This window comes from Aeoliella sp., assembly GCF_965227375.1.
In the GTDB taxonomy this organism is placed as follows: domain Bacteria; phylum Planctomycetota; class Planctomycetia; order Pirellulales; family Lacipirellulaceae; genus Aeoliella.
Window position 1 is genome coordinate 751,229 of the sequence record NZ_CBDDFX010000002.1, and the last position, 18,320, is coordinate 769,548.

Sequence of the window (18,320 nt, forward strand, 5' to 3'; positions counted from 1 at the left end):
CCTATGATTCTGGTTATCGACAACTACGACAGCTTCGTGCACAACTTGGCCCGCTACCTGCAGCGGCTGGGTGGCGAGACGCAGGTAGTGCGCAACGACCAGATCACCGTCGAAGAAGTCCGCAGTATGCAGCCGCAAGCGGTGGTGCTCTCCCCAGGCCCCTGCACGCCCGACACCGCGGGCGTGTCGCTGGAACTGGTCCGCCAGCTTCACACCGAACTGCCGTTGCTGGGCGTGTGCCTTGGCCATCAAACCATCGCCCAGGCTTTGGGCGGACGCGTGGTGCGCGGCCTTCGGCCCTGGCATGGGCAGGCTTCCAACGTCACGCATCACGGCAAGAGCCTGTTCGCCGACGTTCCCTCGCCACTCACGGTGGGTCGATACCACTCGCTGGTTGTCGACGAGGCGTCGCTGCCGGCCGAACTCGAACCGACTGCTTGGACGCTCGACGGTCAAACCCTGATGGGCTTCGCGCATCGCGAACTACCGGTGGTCGGCTTGCAGTTTCACCCCGAGTCGGTGCTCACCGAGCACGGCTATCAGATGCTGGGCAACTTCCTCCGCACCGCAGGCATCGACCTGCCGCAAGACTCCGCGCCGACCATGGCGAGCGAACTGGAAGAAACAACCCCCGAGTGGACCATGCCCACTCGCCCTGTGACTTTTTAACTCAACACCCTGCCGCCCGACGATGACGAATTTTCACGAATGTGCTTTGCTCGAGGGCATCGTCACCACGCTGAATGACGATGGCACCACGCATATCGCCGCGATGGGGCCTCGCGTCGATTGGCCGATCACCGGTATGTTGCTGCGCCCTTACCAGACCTCGACGACATTCAAGAATCTCTGCCGAAACAAGCGAGGCATTCTGCACGTGACCGACGACGTGCTGCTTATGGCCCGGGCGGCCGTGGGCCGGTTGTACGAAACGCCGCCCATGGAGTTCGGTCCCGAAGGCTACCCCCAGCGACTGGCCGACTGCGTGCGGTGGTATGCGTTTGAAGTACAAAACTTGGACGAATCGCAGGACCGCACCGAGATGATCTGCCGGGTGAGCGAACAGGGCCACGTGCGGGACTTCTTCGGGTTCAATCGTGCGCGGCACGCGGTGATCGAAGCGGCCATCCTGGCCTCGCGACTGCACCTGATTTCCGTCGAAACCGTGCTCGATCAGTTTGAGCAGTACGCCACGATCGTCGACAAGACCGCTGGCCCCACCGAACGCACCGCCTTTGCAGAGTTGCAGCAGTATTTGAGCGACCGTCTGAGCGAACAAGACACCCGCACGATGATGGAGTAGAGGTGGCCACTGCAATCATTTCACTCACCATCGAATGCGGTGCTCGGCTCCATTTTGGGCTGTGGGCGTGGGGCGAGGTGCATGCTCGGCAGTTTGGCGGGCTGGGCATGATGATCGAGTCTCCGCGGCTGGTGGTTCGATTCACTCCGGCAGACCGCTTCGAAATCGGGGGCAAGCTTGCCGGGCGAGTTCAACGCATCGCCGGCCACTGCACGGAGCATTGGAACCTCGAGTCGCTGCCACCGGTACGCATTGAGGTGGTCGACCACCCGCCGCAGCACGCGGGCTTTGGGCTTGGCACCCAATTGGGATTGGCAGTGGCGCGCGGTCTTGCCGAATGCCTTGGCAAGCAGAATCTAAGTTCGGCGGAGCTGGCCGTCGCTGCCGGGCGGGGGTTGCGATCGGCGGTCGGTACGCATGGTTTTGAGCAGGGAGGGCTGTTGATTGACGCAGGAAAACGCCCGGGCGATGCCGTGGGCCAGTTGCAGCGGCGCGTGGAAGTGCCGAGCCACTGGCGGGTGCTGTTGGTTACTCCGCAAGTGGGCGCCGGCAAGGCTGGCGAGGCCGAAGTGTCCGCGTTTGCCGAGTTGCCACCGGTGCCGGAGTCGACGACGCAGGGGCTGCGACATTTGGCTGCGGAGGTCATCGCGCCGGCCTGCGAAGCGGCCGACTTTGACACATTCGCCCGCGGCATCTTCGACTACGGCCACACCGCCGGAATGTGCTTTGCCAAGGTTCAAGGAGGAGCGTACGCCAGCGACGAGGTTTCACGCGTCGTGGAACTCGCACGCTCGTTTGGAGCCGAAGGGGTCGGGCAGAGCTCGTGGGGACCCACGGTGTTTGCTATGGCTCGCGACAAGCAGCACGCAGCGGAGCTTCGCGCGCAACTCGAACGGGAAATTCCAAGCGACGAGTACACGATCACCATCGCTGGGGCGAAGAATGACGGAGCGCGGTTGTATCGTGAAGCTTAGAACGAACTACAGCAATCCATAACCGACCAGAGTCTGTCGCAACGAGGCCATTTCGCTTTCTTCCAGCGGGGTCATCGGCAAAAGCAGTTCGCCGGAGTCGCGACCCACCATCTGCATCGCGGCCTTTACGGGGATGGGGTTGGTGGCGATGCCCAGCATGTCGCGGCACAGGCCGAACAGCTTGTAGTGCCACTGGCGAGCTTCTTCGTAGTTGCCCGCGTTGGCCGCGGCCACCAGCTTGAGCATGTCGCCCGGCACTAGGTTGCCTACCACGGAGACTACCCCGCGAGCGCCGACCGCCATGAGCGGCAGCGTCAAGCTGTCGTCGCCCGACAGCACGGTCAGGTTCGTGGCCGCGATGATCTGCGACGCCTGATCGAGCGAACCGGTCGCTTCTTTCACCAGGGCGATGTTCTCCAGTTCCGCTAGCCGGGCGATGGTATCGGGCTCGATGTTCTTCGCGGTGCGGCCGGGGATGTTGTAGATGCACTGAGGAATGCCGGTTTCTTCGGCCAGCACCTTGAAGTGCTCGTAGAAGCCCTTTTGGGTCGGCTTGTTGTAGTAAGGAGCTACTTGCAGGGCGGCGTCCGCGCCGACGTTCTCGGCAAACTTGGTCAGTCGCAGCGCTTCGGCCGTGCTGTTACTGCCGGTGCCGGGCATCACTTTGGCGCGGCCGGCGGTCTTTTCGACCACGAACGCAATCACCCGCTCGTGCACCTCGTGGCTCAACGTGGGCGACTCGCCGGTGGTGCCTACCGGGCACAAGCAGTTAGTGCCGGCGGCGATTTGGAACTCGATCTGCTCGCCGAACACGTCGTAGTCCACCTCGCCATTCTTCAGCGGGGTGGTCAGTGCTACGGACAGTCCTGCAAACGCTTCGCCTTTGGTGGTCATCGCTTCTTTCTCGCTCATCTCGAGGGATCAGTAACCCGGGTAATGATACCGAGTGGGGCGGCGCACCGGCCAGGGGGCGATGCTTCGGCCGCTGCTGAACTAAGGGCTGACCAAGCGTTTCATGTCGCGGACCGCTTGTTCCAGGCCGACCATGATGGCTCGGGCGATGATGCTGTGACCGATGTTCAGCTCGTGCATGCCGGCAATCTGGGCTACGGGGCGGACGTTGCGATACGTGAGCCCATGCCCTGCGTTGAGTAGAATCCCGGCGTCGCGAATCTGCTTGGATGCCTTCTCCAACTCGGCAAATTGCTCGCTGGCGGGGCCTTTGGCCGAAGCGTGGGCGTACGCGCCGGTGTGCAATTCAATGGCCTCGGCGCCGGTGGCGATGCCGGCCTCGATTTGCTGCGAATCGGGATCGAGGAACAAACTGACCTGGATCCCGGCGTCCTGCAGGCGTTTCACGGCATCGGCCACTTTGCCTTGCTGCCCCACGACGTCGAGCCCGCCTTCGGTAGTGACTTCTTCGCGTCGTTCCGGCACCAGTGTGGCTTGCGATGGCTTCAGATCGCAGGCGATGGACAGCACGTCTTCGGCGGTGGCCAGTTCCAAGTTGGTCGGCACCGCGACGGTTTCGATCATGATGCGAACGTCGCGGTCCTGGATGTGGCGGCGGTCTTCTCGCAGATGCAGCGTGATGCCGTCGGCGCCGCCCAATTCGGCGAGCGTGGCCGCCCACACGGGATCGGGCTCGTTGGTTTTGCGGGCTTCGCGGACGGTGGCAACGTGGTCGATATTGACGCCGAGTCGGGACATTCGCGGTTGCTCTTGCTAATAGTGGTCACGCGGACCACTACTGGCCCGCCTGGTCGAGTACAAAACGCTGTCGGCGGTCGAGCCGCCCGTCGCCATCGGTGTCCGAGTCGAGTTGTATCGCCTGGTGGGCGCGATCGAACCGCAGTCGGTGCCGCACCTGGCCGCGATCGGTCTCGATCACGAGCGGCTCGCCCAAGGCGTCAATCGCCGCGCCGAGCGCCGCCGCATTGCGATTGGGCGCCACGCGGGGGCGGGGATCGGGAGCACGTTGGCTGAGCCACAGTGTCGCTAAACCTGCCACCGCCATCAAGGCGACCGGCCGCCAGAACACCAGATGGACCGGCTCGTCGTCGATAGGTTCGCCGAACCGGCCGTATTCGCGTTGCTCGCCCAGGATGAGCTCCGACTCTTCGCGGAGAATACTCTTGGCGTCGGAAAGACATCCCGCGGGCACTTGTAGCGTGTAGGAGCGTGTCCACTCGCCGCCGATGGCGTTGAACGAATCCGACTCGATCAACTGGGCGTCGATGTCCTTTGCTTCCAGGCAACTCGCCAGATAGCCCGCCTCGGCCAGATTTGTCACCTTTGCGGCGCTGCGCCACTGGTCCTGTGCGTGCGCCTCCAATTCCTCGCTTTTCTCACGGCAAGTAGGGCAATCGGCGTTGGCGTATTGCAGTGGACTGAGGTAGGCATCGCAAACTTGGCAACTTGGCATGGCTGTGACCCTGGAGGAAGAAACAAGGCGGGCAGACGCCAATGAGTATTCTCCCCGGTTGCGCGGGACGTGTCCACAAACTTTCTCTGGCGGTGCTGAAGAAGTCAGGCAGAAAAATGTGGGATTTCTTTTTTTCTATCCTCGTAACCGTCGCAATCGCCTGACGGTTTTTCCGGTCATGGGCCCACGAGATTCGGAAATTACTCGTAGTTTTTCGGGACAATGGGGGCCATGTGGCCACGGCTCCACCGCCCGGTGGCAGTCGCACCACACCGCGGACCCAAAAGTGTTGCCGATTTGCCACGCACCTGCACAAAGGCATCTGATGTGGGTTTCTTTCACATTCGCCGGGCTTGGTTCCTAACCTACGTTTGAGCGTTCCGGACAGGCACTCCCCCGATTCGCCCCGTCGGTGGTTGAGAGAGCCAACCGGAAACCAGGAAGAAAAACACTTACCCCAGACGAAAAACAAGAACCTTGATTTCTCACCAATCGCTCGCCGACGAGGGCACTACGATGAATTGCCACAGCCTCGCTCGCCACATTGAAGAAATACAGCCGGAAGCCACGCCGCAAGACGTCGCCAGGTTGTGCCTGTTGCTCACCAACGAATACGCCAAGCTGGACGACTTGCTCGACGGCGCCACGTTGCATCGCGCCTGGAAGGAAACCGGCCTGCGACTGCAACTGGCCACCGACCAGCACGCCGCGATGACGCAGGAGTTGGAAGAGCTGGCCAACGGCGATCCGAAGAGCTTCACCCAGGAGCAGATCTGGGTGCTGATCCGCGCCATCAAGGTGCAGAGTCAAATCCTGCAGATGTACGTCGGTCACCCGCTGCTCGACGTGTAGCGGCCCGCCACTAGGCAAGCGCGTCCAACATGATCACGGCCACATTCATGTAGATCACGATGCCGGCGATGTCGATGATGCCCGCGACGAACGGGTTGCTCATCAACGCCGGATCGAGTCCCAAGCGGCGGAATAGCATTGGCAGAGTACCGCCGCACAAGGTGCCGCAGACCACCACCATTACCAGTGTGATGGGAAGCACCAACACTTCGGCGAACGTGGGCGGCCTCATCAGCGGCACCCCCGAGGCGTCTACCGGAGCGAACACTTTCAGGATGACTACCGCGCACAGGTAGCCGGCCACGGCCACGGAGATGCCCAGGCATAGCCCCATCGCCAACTCGCGGCGAATCACGCGCCACCAGTCTGTCAGCTTGACGTCGCCGTGCGTCATTGCGGTGATTACCAGCGTGGCCGACTGACTGCCCGAATTGCCGCCGCTGGAGATCACCAGCGGAATGAACAGCACCAGCCACGACACCTTCTGGAACTCGGTTTCGTAGTTCTGCAGCGCCAAGGCGGTGAGCAACGCGGCGAAGAACAGGATGCCAATCCAGATGCCCCGCTTCCAGGCGAGGGTGAACCAGTGAGTCTCCAGGTAGCTGTCGTCCAGCGGATCGACGGCCGCGGCCATGTGGGCGTCTTCGGTGGCTTCTTCGCGCAACACGTCGATGATGTCGTCGTGCGTGATGATGCCCAGCAGGTGCTGCTGCTCGTCCACCACAGGAATGGCGATAAAGTCGAAACTCGCCACTTTAGCGGCCACCGTCTCCTGATCGTCCGTCGCCAAGACGGTCACGACGTCGCGCTGCATCAGCTCCGAGATCGGCGTGTCGGGCTTGCCGAAGTGCGTCACCAACTGCCGCGCGGAAATTAGGCCGCGCAGGCGGTTGCCCTCGTCCACGATGTAGTTGTAGTAGACCGTTTCCAGGTCTTCGCTCTGGCGAGCGATTTCTTCCAGCGCCTGGCGAACGGTCAGGTTCTCGCTCAACCGTGCGACCTCGGTGGTCATCACGGAGCCGGCCGTTCCCTCGGGGAACTCCATCAGCCGCAGCGTCTCGCGGCGCTCCGCCACCGGCAGCAGTGGCAGCATCTCTTCCACCACATCCGGGTGGACGTCGCTGATCAGGTCGACTCGGTCGTCGGCAGGCAGGTCGGCCACCAGCACCGACGTTTCGGCAGGATTGACCGTCTCGAGGATTTCGACCTTCATGCTGTCCGGCAGGAAGCCAAACACCTCGGCCTGTTTCGCAACGTCCGACGCCTGCAGCACGTTCCAGGCTTCCTGCGGCGAAAGCCCCTCCATGAACTCAGCCGCCCGGGCGGGGTGCAACGCCGAGGCGAATTCGCGCAGCCCCTGCTCGTCGCCGGTGGCGAGCATCTCGCGGAGTTCGGGAAGCAGCAGGGTATTGATCATCGGCGCTGCGATAAATCGGCTAGAGGGCTGGAGTTAGGCAGTTTAGTTACCACCGGCCGCACCGTAAACGGCCGGGCGAACCGTAAACTGCCCAAGTGGTTTCGGTTGACTCGGCCGGCCACGCTGCTTATGCTGCGCTATATACGTACATATACTTAATTGTCTTGCAGTTCGGAGTGACAGTCACGTGGCTGAGGCCTTTTGGCGCAGCTACGCGACCGCCGCTCCGGCGGGATTGGGACGAATGTCGACAGTCAATGCCTCGGACGAGGTGCAGTTCGACGCGTGCGAGGCGCGTATCGGCTACACCTTCATAGATCGTCAATTCTTGGAATCGGCCCTTACCCACGCCTCGGGTGCCGAAAATCGGCTCGCATCGAACGAGCGGATGGAGTTCCTGGGCGACGCCATTTTGGGTGCGGTAGTCTGCGAGCGGTTGTTTCGCGACTTCCCCGAACACCTCGAAGGCGAACTCACCCGGCTCAAGTCCATTGTGGTTAGCCGACTCACGTGTGCCAAAGTGAGTAGGGCGCTGGGGCTCGAAGACTTCTTGATCCTGGGCAAGGGGATGACTACCCATCCCGAGGTGCCTTCGAGCGTGCTGGCGGCGGTGTTCGAGGCCCTGGTGGCTGCCATTTTCCTCGATGGAGGGCAGGAAGCAGCCAAGGAATTTGTCGAGCGGTGCATGGGCCCTGAAATCGACTTGGCCGAGGCGGGCGAGATGGGGCGCAACTACAAGTCGCAACTACAGCAACTTGCCCAGCGCGAGCACGGAGTGACGCCCAACTATCGTTTGCTCGACGAAAAAGGGCCCGACCACTGCAAGTGCTTCCAGGTAGCCGCCGAGATCGGCCCGCAGCGGTTCACCCCGGCTTGGGGCAAGAGCAAGAAGGAGTCGGAGCAACGCGCGGCGGCCAACGCCATCTACGGACTCCGCGGAGACGAAGTGCCGTACGAAGACGATCCGCCCATGGACGACGACGGTGAAGAGTGACCCGACGGTCGAGGTAATCGTTGTCGGCGCCGGCGCCGCGGGACTGATGGCCGCCATCCGCGCCGCCGAACGGGGCAAGCAAGTCCTGCTCTTGGAAAAGAACACCAAGCCGGGCGTGAAGATCCTCATGTCGGGCGGCACGCGGTGCAACCTCACGCATGCGACCGATCGCCGCACGCTCACCGACGCCTTTCCCCGTAATCAGGCTCGCTTCCTCCGTGGTCCACTCGCTGCGCTCGGTCCCGAAGAATTGGTCGACCGCTTCAATGCCGAGGGCCTCGCGACGAAAGTCGAGTCGACCGGCAAGGTGTTTCCCACCAGCGACCGCGCGCTCGACGTGCAGCGGATGTTGCTCGGCATGCTTGATCGCGCCGGCGCGAAGCTCCAGCTTGGCGCGGCCGTCACCGGCATCCAGGCGACGAGCGATGGTTTCGTGGTGGCGACCAACACGGTGAACCACCATTGCCGCGAGGTTGTGCTGGCGACCGGAGGGCAGTCGTATCCCGGCTGCGGCACCACCGGCGATGGCTACGCCTGGGCCAAGTCACTGGGGCACTCGATCGTGCCCCCCCGCCCTGCCCTGGTGCCGCTAAAGACGTCGGAAAGCTGGGCGCACGAACTCTCCGGGCTGACGCTGCCGGAAGTCGGCGTGTCGATCACCAAGCCGGGCGAGCGAAAACCACTTGCCGCTTCGCGCGGTTCGCTGTTGTTCACCCACGTTGGGCTGTCGGGACCGGTGGCCATGGACCTCAGTCGCGAAGTGACCGCCCATGCTCGCAGCGCAGGCCTTGTAGTGGTGTGCGATTTCCTGCCGAGCCGCACGGAGGCAGCGCTGCTCGATGAGCTACGTTCCGTAAGCGGCCGCCGCGCGATTCGCGGAATGGTTGCCGAGTGGCTTCCAGGGCGACTGGCCGACGCGCTGCTAATGCAAGCCGGGGTGCCACTTGACCGTGTGGCAGCCGAACTCAGCAAGAAAGAGCGGCAAGCATTGGTCGACAGAATCAAACGTTGCGGCTTCGAACTCAGCGGAACACTCGGCTTCGCCAAGGCCGAAGTCACCGCCGGCGGCGTGGCCCTCGCCGAAGTCGACTCGCGCGACATGCAAAGCAAATGCACGCCGGGGCTCTATCTCGTGGGCGAAGTGCTCGACATCGACGGCCCCATCGGCGGCTACAACTTCCAAGCTGCGTTCAGTACGGGATGGTTGGCCGGGGACAGCGTGTAGATCTATTCGCTTTGCGTCTTCGCGGTTGGCTCGCCAGTGGCCTTGGCCAGCGTGGCCCACTCGATCGTGAACTGCGCGTTGCACTTGGGGCACACGACTTTGCGGCCGAGAAACTTGGCGGGGACGTCCTTCTCGTGTTGGCACTCGTCGCACAACACGTGGATCTTGCACTCGGGATCATCCAGCGGAACGTACACCTCGGCGGGAACCTTTCCGTAGTCGATGTCCGGGCCTTCCAAGAGCTGCAGTTGCTCGGGCGAGATCTCCTTGAGCGTCGATAGCCGGTTGGCCATGTTGCGGATCGCCTGCTCGAACAAGTTCCGCGCCGAACGGCCATTGCCGAAGTGGCGATCGCGGCGGTCGTAGTGGTAGGTGAGCCACTGGATCACGCGCAGCCGCGCCTCGGGCGTTAGTTCATAGCGGTTCTTGTTGCAGAAGAGCCCGAAAATGCCGGATAATTCCAGCGGCGTGTAGTCGACGAAGTGCAATTTGCGATTGAAACGCGACGACAAGCCGGGGTTCGACTCCAGCAGTTCTTGCATCTCGTCGGGATAGCCCGCGAGGATCACCACCAGCCGCTCGCGGTCGTCCTCGGCCCGCTTGAGCAACGCCTGCACGGCCTCGTGGCCGTAGGGATCTTCGCTTCGCGAAGCGATCAAGCTGTACGCTTCGTCGATGAACAGGATGCCGTCCATCGACTCGTCGACCTTCTTGTTGATCTTGGGCCCAGTTTGACCAGCGTACTCGGCCACGAGTCCGGAGCGATCGGTTTCGACCAGGTGCCCCTTCTCCAGCACGCCCAGCGCGCGGTAGATCTTGCCGATGATGCGGGCGACGGTCGTTTTGCCGGTGCCGGGGTTGCCGGTGAACACCATGTGCAGGCTGATGTCGGTTTCCGGCAGTCCTGCGGCTGTGCGTTTTTGTTGCAGCTTCAGGAAGTTGGTGAGCGATCGCACTTCGTGTTTGATCTCGCTCAAGCCAATCAGATTGTCGAGTTCTTCGAGCGCCTCTTCGACCGTCAATTCGGGCTCCGAGGTCTTGGCAATCGCGACCTTTTCGGCCGGCGTGGTTGTTCGCTTGTCGAATTTGCGATTGGATTGCGACGTGGGCGGCGGCACGTAAATGCCATCGTCCGCTTCGCGTCGCATTTGCTCGATGGCCTGCGATCCATCGCCCAGGTCGTCGGTCGAGTCCTGCTTGTCGCCGTCGAGCGAGCGGTGCTTCAGGTGGCTATCGAGCTCGAGCTGGATGGAGCGGACGATCGCCGCTTCCGGCTCGCGCATCACGCCGTCGGCGCGGGCGACGATGTTGCACAGCCGCGCCACGATGGTATCGAGTTGGCCCACGCGGTCGCGGAGCGGTGGGATGCGGTCGAACGGGCGGACCATGCTGTACCAGGTCAGCTTGGTCGATTCGCCCGACGCCTGCTTCATGGTTTCGTTGAGCTTCTCGCCCGATAGCCAGTGCCCCCACAGGTGATGGCAGAGCACTTCGGCCAGGAACCGCTCGTTTTTGGTCCACTTTTTGTCGGCTTCGCAGATCGACATGTAGATCTTCAGCACCAGCGCGCGGTGCAGATCGTCCATCAAGGCAATGAACTTGCCGTCGGCACGGTCGATCAGTTGCGGGTAGTCCCGCTCGCACAGCTCGCCGCTGGAAACGTAGAGTTTGCGACAATCCCGCAGCGTGCGGCTGAACAGCGATGGCCGCGAGGGCATTGTGTAGTCGGCCATGACGTGCGGGCGTGAAGCGGGAGAGGGCGTTGGATTGTGACCCTTCGATTATCCCCGCCACCGGGTGGACTGCAAGCGGCGCTGATGGAAACCGGCTACGCCAGTTTCTTACGCGGGTGCCTAGGGACGAGCTCCGCGAGCCCCCAGCGAGCTAAAGAACTGCACTCTGGAATTGCTGCGAAACGCTACGCCAGCTTCTTACGCACCGCCCACACCGCGGCTTGCGTCCGGTCGGAAACGCCCAGTTTGCGCAACACGTGCTGCACGTGTTCCTTGACCGTTTCGTAGCTGATGCCCAGCGCTTCGGCGATCTCCTTGTTCGTCAAACCAAACGCCAGTTGCTTGAGCACTTCCATTTCGCGTCGCGTAAGCGGTACTTCTAAGTCGATTTCTGTATCGGGATCGCCAATCGGCCCAGAGGCACGCCGCAAGTCGTCGCGCGACCAAGCGGTGCCGCCGCCGGCCACTTCGGTGATGGCGCCTACCAGGGTGTCGCGCTTCGCCGCCTTTGTTAGATAGCCCGAAGCTCCCAGAGCTACCGCGCGGGCGATGTAGGTGGGAGAGTCATAAGCCGAGAACATCAACACCGGCAGTTGTGGCTTGATTTTGCGAATCTCGGCTAAACACCGCAGCCCATCTACCTCCGGCATACGGACATCGAGCAGCACCAGATCGAGCTGCACCTTTTTGACAGTCTCAATGGCCTCGGCGCCATTGTCGGCCTCGGCCACGACGTGGATGTCGGAACCCGAAGTAAGATGCTTGACGCCGATCCTGACGACCGGATGGTCGTCGACCACCAGCACTTTGATCGCCATGCTGTTTGGTCCTTAAATTCCAGCCCCCTCTACAGAGAGCGGGGCGGAGCTGATGAGAGTGGGATACGAATACAGTGAGCAGAACGCTAGCTGCTATCCCCCCAAGTAAGCTATCTAAACTCTAAAACAGGCTGCGGCTAAACGCAACCTCATAGCTGGACATTCCTTGCATAAAACCGAAATTGTCCACTACTCGGAGCGATCCAGGTGGGAAATTCTGGGAAGAAGGGGCTGAAACGGATCGCTGTTGTCCGTTTTCCTCCAATTCCGCATACTTTGCAACCTGCACACTCGAACTTTGGAACCACTTCGGCCGAGAGCCGAAGGCGCTCGCGACTCGAACCAAGAAAACTCCTCGATGCCACTCGACTGCAAGTTCTCCGTCAACGAGCTGACCACTTACCGTTGGACGTTCGACGAAGACATCTACTACGCCCAGAAGGCCGGTTTCGACTCCATTGGCCTGTGGCGACGTAAAGTGAACGACTTCGGCGAAGCCCGCGCTCGCGAAATGCTGGACGACACGGAACTTTCCGTCAGTTCGTTGAGTTGGGCCGGCGGGTTCACCGGGGGCGATGGTCGAACGCTCGAAGAGAGCATTCGCGACGCCCTGGCGGCGGTGGGATCCGCCGAGCGGCTCCGCGCTGAGTGCCTGGTGGTGCTCGCGGGCGGGCAGAACAGTCACATCCGGCCGCACCGCAATCGTTTGTTTCGCCAAGGGCTCGACGAAATGCTCATGGCGGCCGAAGTCGCCGGCGTCACGCTGGCCATCAAACCGATGCACGCCAGTTGTGCGGGTGAGTGGACGTTCCTCAACACTTTGGAAGACGCCCTGGAGTTGGTGAACCTTTACCCGTCGCCGCACCTCAAGTTGGTGTACGACGTTTACCACTTCCCCGAATTGGCGGACGATCCCGCGTTGGTGGCGGACCTGGCACCTCACCTGGCGCTGGTGCAACTCGGCGACGCCCGAGTGCCTCATTCGGCGGCGCAAGAGCGGTGCCCGCTTGGTCAGGGCGTGTTGCCGCTGTGGGAAACGGTCGCCGCGCTACAGTACGCGGGGTACAATGGCTGCTTCGACGTCGAGCTGATGGGGCCAGAAATCGAGGCAACCGACTACCAGTCGCTGCTCACCGAGACCTACCAGGCACTCACCGCTGGAGTCGACGCTGCTCGGCAAGGCGGAGTGCAAGAACTGGCTGAGCGTACCAGATAGATTCATTCGAGTTCCCTCCCCGGGGCCTCACCTGGGTGAGGAGCGCGAGAGGGGATGGCCTACTTACCCCCTCACGTTCCGGTGGCAGATTATCTGACAATCAACGACGACATCGCCATCCCGCGGAGCGAGTTGAATCTCACGTTTTCACGCAGCCCCGGTCCGGGCGGGCAAAACGTCAACAAGGTCAACTCCAAAGCGACGCTGCGGTGGGAGTATCAGCAGTCGATCTACCTGCCCGACGGCGTGAAGTCGCGTTTCGGCAGGCTGTTTGCCAAGCGGATTAACGATGCGGGCGAACTGGTGCTCTCGAGCAGCCGCCATCGCGAGCAGCGCCGCAACGTGGACGATTGCCTGGAGAAGCTGCGGCAGCTGGTGCTGGCCGCCCTGGTGGTGCCGAAGCCTCGCAAGCCGCGCAAGAAGTCGGCGGCCGCTAACGCGCAACGCTTGAAACAGAAGCGCCAGCGTTCGGAGCGAAAACAGAACCGCCGCCCGCCGCGAATCGACGATTGATAGACGATGTCGCGCTAGCGACGCGCACCGTGACGGTTGATGCGATCGCGCAGTTCGGCCGCCAACTCGTATTGCTCGCGAGCGATGGCTTCGGCCAGTTGCTTCGCCAGGGGCGGCTCGATGTCGTACTGCTCTTCGAGTGAAGTCTTCATCTCCCCGAGCCGCACGAGGAATTCATCCTCGGCCAGTTCATCTTCCTCCGCTCCTTGCGAGCGATAGGAGTCCGCGATCAGCTTGCAGCCTTCTTCGATTTCCTCCACCGCACTAGCCGGGTCGAGCAATTCCAGGGCTGCCAAGGCGGTGGCCTGCGTGCGATGGAACAGTACGAAGGGACGATACTGCTCGTGCATTTCAGCCCACTCGGCGTGTGGTGCGTGGATCGACGAAAAGTCCATCAGCGCCAACGAGTGATCGGCGTCGGCCGCCGCGCGGTCGAAGTCGCCCAGCGACAGCCAGGCGATACGGCGATGGTAGAACTGCACGAACTCGCGGTCGATTTCGATGCAGCGTGTGTCGTCGAGTTCGAACTCGTCCCCTTCGGTAACCAGCAGCCCTTTGAGGTACTCAAGGTAGTTGTCGCAGCCGCCGGGACGACCGCCATCGGGGCGACCGGTTACTTCCAGTTGCAACACACCCATGTCCATCCGCAATTGCAGCACGTCGCGGCCATCGTGTCCTTGCACCTTGCGGGCGGCGACGTCGCCGAACTCGTAGGGCCACTCATTGAATAGGTGGTCTAGGTGCTGAGGCCAATCGGACATCGATCACTCGCTGCTGCGGATCCGCGCTAGGTTGCGGTTTAGTGGGGTACTGTGCTTGGTTACCTACAATTTTCGCACATCCCACCCGATCTGGCGAGCCAGAAAACCCGCAAATCAGGTCCGATAACAGCGCATAAGCCCGATTTATTAGGTGCTTTTTTCGGATTGTCCCATTGCCACTTAATCGCCCACACCTTCGTCCAGCAGCATGGCATCCTGCAACAAACCGATCTCCGCCCGATCGTGCTGGTCGATCTCGTCGAGCAACTGCCCCACGCCAGCGCAGATCCGTTCGAAGTCGTTCGCTTCCCACTCTCCCAGCGCGTCGATCTCGTCGAGCAACTCGCCGGTCCGCTCGCGGAAGGCTGTGTGGTCTGCGCGCAGTTTCGCAATCTGCTTGGCCTTGCTGGGCTTCGACTCAACCACCATCCGCAGGTAGCCATCCTGCTCTTCGATGTCCATCAATCGTTCGAGGTGGCGGGCGAACGATTCCAGGGCGAACTCCACGCTCTGGCGTTTTCGCTGATAGCTGATGGCCGGAGATTGCCATCCAATGGTCACGCGTAGTGCTCGCTTTACGTGCTCCAGTGCCTCATGTTCCATCCAGCTTTGGCTGGCTTGCGAAACGTCGTACGTTGTTTTGAACATGTGTTTTCTCCTCGCCGCAGAATCTGGCTGCGCGCTTCTTGCACGTCGGCAGCCAGTTGGGCAGTGCGGCTAAACGGGGTAAAGGCCGGTCGATCTTCGCTATGGTCAAATGGGTGGAACGCCACCCATGTCACTCCGCAAAGTACATGTCACTCCGCAGTGATGGAGTGCTGGCCCGACAGTTCAAAGCTGCCAATCAAAGAAGAGTAGATGGATAAGAAGAGATAGAAGTCGAATAGACACGCGAGAGCATCCGTCGGTGCGGCCGTATATTTTACCGAACCGGGGACATCTCCCAAACACTTTTTCCAGAAATGCTGGAATCGTCGGAGTTCCCGCACTTCGAGCACCACCCTCCAGGGTGGAGCCCACCAGTGTTTGCGACCGTCTTGCTAGCAGGCGCAAAGCCGCAATCGTAAGTCGGTGCAATACCCAAAGTGCGGCGGCTGCCTAGGCTTCTTGCAGCGTTAGGAATGGTTCGCTGGCTGCCAAAGTGGCCGAAAACGGCATCGGGCGATTGCAAACTTACAAGCCATTGCAATTGCTGCCCGTCTGGCGTGGGTGACGCTAGCAGCAGAAAACCACTGAAATAACGCTATTGGTACCTGAATCGTAAGAATTTCGTTCTTTGACCGCCAACCTTGGCACGCCGCGTGCGTATAGGTGGGTGTGGGCGACGAGGATTGGCCGAACCAGTTACCTTGTCCAGTGCTCATAAACAGCACAAGTGGTTTGCGGAGCAACCCAGCCCAACCGCCGTCAGTGGTTGCTGACGGCAGTCTTTTCAATTTCCTCAACCAATGGAGTGACAGAGATGTTGGTTCTAACCCGAAAATCAGACGAGCAGATTCGTATTGGCGACGACATTGTCATCACAGTGTTGCGCACCAAAGGCAAAGCAGTTCGTTTAGGCATTCAGGCCCCCAGCGACATGCGTGTGCTGCGTGGCGAGATTGCCTTCGATGGCGATGAAGCCGCCGATTCGCGCAACGCCCAGTCGCCTAGCAGTGAAGAGAAGTCGGATAGCAAGGCGTTCTCGGCTCGCGTGCCGCGTTCGCAAGTCGCTTCCGTGCTGCCTGCCCTAACAGCTAGCGGTCCTCTGGCCGACTTCCTCAATACGGCGAGTGTGGCAGCACGTTAGCGGGTGGCGGTCTGGTGGCAGTACGCTCCGCGGGCGGGGTTTCGTCGGTAGTGTCAGACTCAACACTCGCCGACGCCATCATCACCTCGCCCGCTGGTAGCGGGAAACGCTCCAACTCGGCCAGTTGCTCAAACAGGATGCGGCGCACTTCCAGCACACTTTGCGGGTGCCGATGCACGCCCAGGTGATCGGCTTCGACCACTAGCTGCGACCGCACATTGGGCAATCCGTCGAGCCGGGCGCTTTCGAGCGACACGACTCCATCGCCCTCTTTGCTGAACCAGCTCGAAAAGCCCTCGGCCGCCTGGCGCCCTGCGATGTTGTGGTACGACACCCAGGGACCAGGATCGGCGTCGCGGAGCGTGGTGAGCAGCACCGATTGCGGATCGAGCGAATCGAGACTGGTGCGAATGTCGAGCGGTGCATTGTCGCGGAAATACTCGCGATTGTCGCGGATCAACGCTTGCCGGCTGGTGACGAGCTTCATGGGCAAGCGAATAAACTTGTTGCCGGCCCACTGCGTGAGGTCGTTGGCAAATTTGCTTCCTCGGTGCGGCGTGCCGATCGTCACTACGCGGCGAATGGAGGGATTGGGCTGGAAGAAGAACGCTCGCTCGAGCTCTTGTTTCAGTGCCGGATCGGCCTGCAGGTCGGCGAACGACCGTTCGCTCATTGTCTCCCAAAAACGGTCGCCACTGTCGATGCTCTGCAGCTTGGATACCAGGCCTCCCATGCTGTGACCTACCAGCACCATCTGGTCGAGCGCCGGCGACGACTGCCCGGGGTCGATGGCCACGCGCATCTCGGCCAGATCTTTGCGCATCTGCGAAGCACTCACCCAGAACGGCTGCCCAGTGGGATACAGGTAGAACCAGAATTGGTAGTGCTGCCGTACGTAGGGATCGCTACGCAGGTCGTTGAACATCTCCATCCAGGTCACAGGGCTCGACCACAGGCCGTGCACCATGACCACGGGCATCTTGTTGGGGTCGTACGGCTCCAGCATGTAGAGCCCTTGCAGTTTCTCAACTTCGCCCGGCTTCAGCAGCCCCAACGTCGAGACTTCTTCGATCTTGAAATCGGGCTGGTTCAGGAAGTACGCCAGTGGTGTGCTGATGTCCGACTCCAGCGGCACCTTCATCCCATCGACGGCCAGCGTTTGGCGGTCGAGCGGGTCGTGCAACTCCAGCACGAATCGCGGTTTGGCAGGGGAGCCGTCGGCTGGCAATTCGCTGCGGTCGATGCGCAGGAAGGCGGTGAGCGGGAAGGTGAGCTTGTCGGGATAGAACTTCTCCGCGCCGAGCTCATCGGCGTGGCTGCGGCGTTCGGCAATGATCGGCACTCCCAGGCCGTAGGTGTGGTAGTGGTTGCGCAGCCCCGCGATTTGGTAGTCGCTGACAAACTTGAAGTTGTCGAAGTCCTCGGCGTGCCAGCCGCTGCTGTTCAGCTCGATATCAAACTTGCACTGCCGCCCAATGGTATGCACCACTCCCTGCGTGCCGGGTCGCAACACGCCATCGGCCTGCACCAGCCGCAAGGTGCCTTCGAGCGATTGGTTGTACAGGTCGCACGCGCCGCGGAACTGGGGATCGTAGGGGTTCAGCGTGTCGGTCTGACGACGGTCGAACAAATAGTCGTAGGCGTACATCAGCGAGGTGCCGTAGTACGACAGCGCCTCGGACTTCTCATTCATCTCGGCCTTCTTGCCGGCGATGTACGCCAGCTCGGCGATGGAGTACTGTACTTCGCGATCGTCGATGTCCGATTGCAGTTGCTGCAAGCGGGTGACGGTAGCCGACAGGTCGCGCTCCGAGAGCTTCACCAGATCGTAACGCCGTAGCACTTGCGCCGTTCGGTCCGATGGTTTGGGCCCTTCGCGCGAGACAAGATTCAGCGTGGTTTCCAGCGGGTTGCGTGGCGTGGTTCGCACCGTGACCCACTGGCTGCGATCCGAAGCACACCCCACCAACGACAGGCCCAGCAGCAGGAGCAACCACTGCGCATAGCTTGAGCGCATGGCGGTGCTCTTGGCGGCAGGAGTTGGGCTCTCAGCGGGCATGGATCCATCCATGCGGGGAAAGTTCCGGGAAAAGTGGCCTTACTTCGCGCGGAGGATAGAGCCCGTCGGGCTAGGGGTCAACGCGAATTGAACGCTAGCACTGCGCGTGGCAGATAGCAGATAGTTGCCCGTCCCCCGGGTATTTACTGTTGTTGGTGTGCGCAAAAAGGAAGCGACCGCTCGATCCCCGATAGATCCGAGCGGCCGCTTGCGAGGGGGGTGATTTCGACCCGACTTTTTG

The 18,320-nt window shown here is 61.5% G+C and carries 18 protein-coding genes; 9 read left to right on the forward strand and 9 right to left on the reverse strand.

The genetic code is table 11. The features are described 5' to 3' along the window. Nucleotides 1-3 precede the first annotated feature (3 nt). Genes ACQK2L_RS16150 through ACQK2L_RS16160 form a run of 3 tightly spaced genes read left to right on the forward strand, consistent with a single transcriptional unit; the run spans nt 4 to nt 2,277 of the window. Nucleotides 4-669: an anthranilate synthase component II gene (locus tag ACQK2L_RS16150; RefSeq protein WP_425398060.1), complete on the forward strand. Its 666-nt coding sequence runs from the start codon at nt 4-6 to the stop codon at nt 667-669. A gap of 22 nt (nt 670-691) precedes the next feature. Further along, nucleotides 692-1,303, forward strand: coding sequence for a DUF447 domain-containing protein (locus ACQK2L_RS16155; protein ID WP_425398061.1), 612 nt, complete (start codon nt 692-694; stop codon nt 1,301-1,303). 2 nt (nt 1,304-1,305) lie between these two features. Next, nucleotides 1,306-2,277, forward strand: a complete 972-nt coding sequence (locus ACQK2L_RS16160) for a hypothetical protein (RefSeq protein WP_425398062.1) — start codon at nt 1,306-1,308, stop codon at nt 2,275-2,277. A 6-nt stretch (nt 2,278-2,283) separates the two neighbouring features. Here the strand turns inward: ACQK2L_RS16160 and dapA are convergent, their stop codons facing one another. From dapA to ACQK2L_RS16175, 3 genes are all read right to left on the reverse strand, one after another. Continuing rightward, nucleotides 2,284-3,189, reverse strand: a complete 906-nt coding sequence (gene dapA, locus ACQK2L_RS16165; protein WP_425398063.1) for a 4-hydroxy-tetrahydrodipicolinate synthase — start codon at nt 3,187-3,189, stop codon at nt 2,284-2,286. Nucleotides 3,190-3,270: 81 nt separating this feature from the next. After that, nucleotides 3,271-3,987 (reverse strand): pyridoxine 5'-phosphate synthase, encoded by a 717-nt coding sequence (locus ACQK2L_RS16170; protein WP_425398064.1) that lies wholly within the window; start codon nt 3,985-3,987, stop codon nt 3,271-3,273. A gap of 37 nt (nt 3,988-4,024) precedes the next feature. After that, the gene (locus ACQK2L_RS16175; protein ID WP_425398065.1) at nt 4,025-4,702 is read right to left on the reverse strand and encodes a hypothetical protein; all 678 of its coding nucleotides are present in this window, start codon (nt 4,700-4,702) and stop codon (nt 4,025-4,027) included. Nucleotides 4,703-5,179: 477 nt separating this feature from the next. On the opposite strand from ACQK2L_RS16175, the gene ACQK2L_RS16180 reads away from it, so the two are divergent. Continuing rightward, nucleotides 5,180-5,554, forward strand: a complete 375-nt coding sequence (locus ACQK2L_RS16180) for a hypothetical protein (RefSeq protein WP_425398066.1) — start codon at nt 5,180-5,182, stop codon at nt 5,552-5,554. 10 nt (nt 5,555-5,564) lie between these two features. On the opposite strand, the gene mgtE is transcribed toward ACQK2L_RS16180, so the two are convergent. Next, nucleotides 5,565-6,971, reverse strand: a complete 1,407-nt coding sequence (gene mgtE / locus ACQK2L_RS16185; protein ID WP_425398067.1) for a magnesium transporter — start codon at nt 6,969-6,971, stop codon at nt 5,565-5,567. Nucleotides 6,972-7,215: 244 nt separating this feature from the next. Between mgtE and rnc the strand changes: the two genes are divergently transcribed. Together rnc and ACQK2L_RS16195 are read left to right on the forward strand one after the other, a co-directional pair. Beyond that, entirely contained in the window at nt 7,216-7,965 is a 750-nt protein-coding gene (rnc, locus tag ACQK2L_RS16190; protein ID WP_425398068.1) for a ribonuclease III, read from the forward strand. Then, the gene (locus ACQK2L_RS16195) at nt 7,955-9,190 is read left to right on the forward strand and encodes an NAD(P)/FAD-dependent oxidoreductase (RefSeq protein WP_425398069.1); all 1,236 of its coding nucleotides are present in this window, start codon (nt 7,955-7,957) and stop codon (nt 9,188-9,190) included. The genes rnc and ACQK2L_RS16195 overlap by 11 nt, the downstream gene beginning before the upstream one ends. A gap of 2 nt (nt 9,191-9,192) precedes the next feature. Here ACQK2L_RS16195 and ACQK2L_RS16200 read toward each other — a convergent pair whose 3' ends face one another. Together ACQK2L_RS16200 and ACQK2L_RS16205 are read right to left on the reverse strand one after the other, a co-directional pair. Beyond that, entirely contained in the window at nt 9,193-10,923 is a 1,731-nt protein-coding gene (locus ACQK2L_RS16200; protein ID WP_425398070.1) for an AAA family ATPase, read from the reverse strand. 185 nt (nt 10,924-11,108) lie between these two features. Further along, a complete protein-coding gene (locus ACQK2L_RS16205) occupies nt 11,109-11,741 on the reverse strand; it encodes a response regulator (protein WP_425398071.1) in 633 nt (210 codons plus the stop codon). A gap of 358 nt (nt 11,742-12,099) precedes the next feature. Between ACQK2L_RS16205 and ACQK2L_RS16210 the strand changes: the two genes are divergently transcribed. Then, on the forward strand, nt 12,100-12,957 hold the full coding sequence (locus tag ACQK2L_RS16210; RefSeq protein WP_425398072.1) for a sugar phosphate isomerase/epimerase family protein: 858 nt from the start codon (nt 12,100-12,102) through the stop codon (nt 12,955-12,957). A gap of 54 nt (nt 12,958-13,011) precedes the next feature. Then, a complete protein-coding gene (gene arfB, locus ACQK2L_RS16215) occupies nt 13,012-13,470 on the forward strand; it encodes an alternative ribosome rescue aminoacyl-tRNA hydrolase ArfB (RefSeq protein ID WP_425398073.1) in 459 nt (152 codons plus the stop codon). 14 nt (nt 13,471-13,484) lie between these two features. Here the strand turns inward: arfB and ACQK2L_RS16220 are convergent, their stop codons facing one another. Then, nucleotides 13,485-14,231: a UvrB/UvrC motif-containing protein gene (locus ACQK2L_RS16220; RefSeq protein ID WP_425398074.1), complete on the reverse strand. Its 747-nt coding sequence runs from the start codon at nt 14,229-14,231 to the stop codon at nt 13,485-13,487. Between the two features lie 180 nt (nt 14,232-14,411). Continuing rightward, nucleotides 14,412-14,879, reverse strand: a complete 468-nt coding sequence (locus ACQK2L_RS16225; RefSeq protein WP_425398075.1) for a hypothetical protein — start codon at nt 14,877-14,879, stop codon at nt 14,412-14,414. Between the two features lie 814 nt (nt 14,880-15,693). On the opposite strand from ACQK2L_RS16225, the gene ACQK2L_RS16230 reads away from it, so the two are divergent. Continuing rightward, a complete protein-coding gene (locus ACQK2L_RS16230) occupies nt 15,694-16,020 on the forward strand; it encodes a carbon storage regulator (protein ID WP_425398076.1) in 327 nt (108 codons plus the stop codon). Here ACQK2L_RS16230 and ACQK2L_RS16235 read toward each other — a convergent pair. Next, nucleotides 15,992-18,037 (reverse strand): esterase/lipase family protein, encoded by a 2,046-nt coding sequence (locus tag ACQK2L_RS16235; protein WP_425398077.1) that lies wholly within the window; start codon nt 18,035-18,037, stop codon nt 15,992-15,994. The two genes, ACQK2L_RS16230 and ACQK2L_RS16235, sit on opposite strands and share 29 nt — an antisense overlap. Nucleotides 18,038-18,320: the final 283 nt, after the last annotated feature.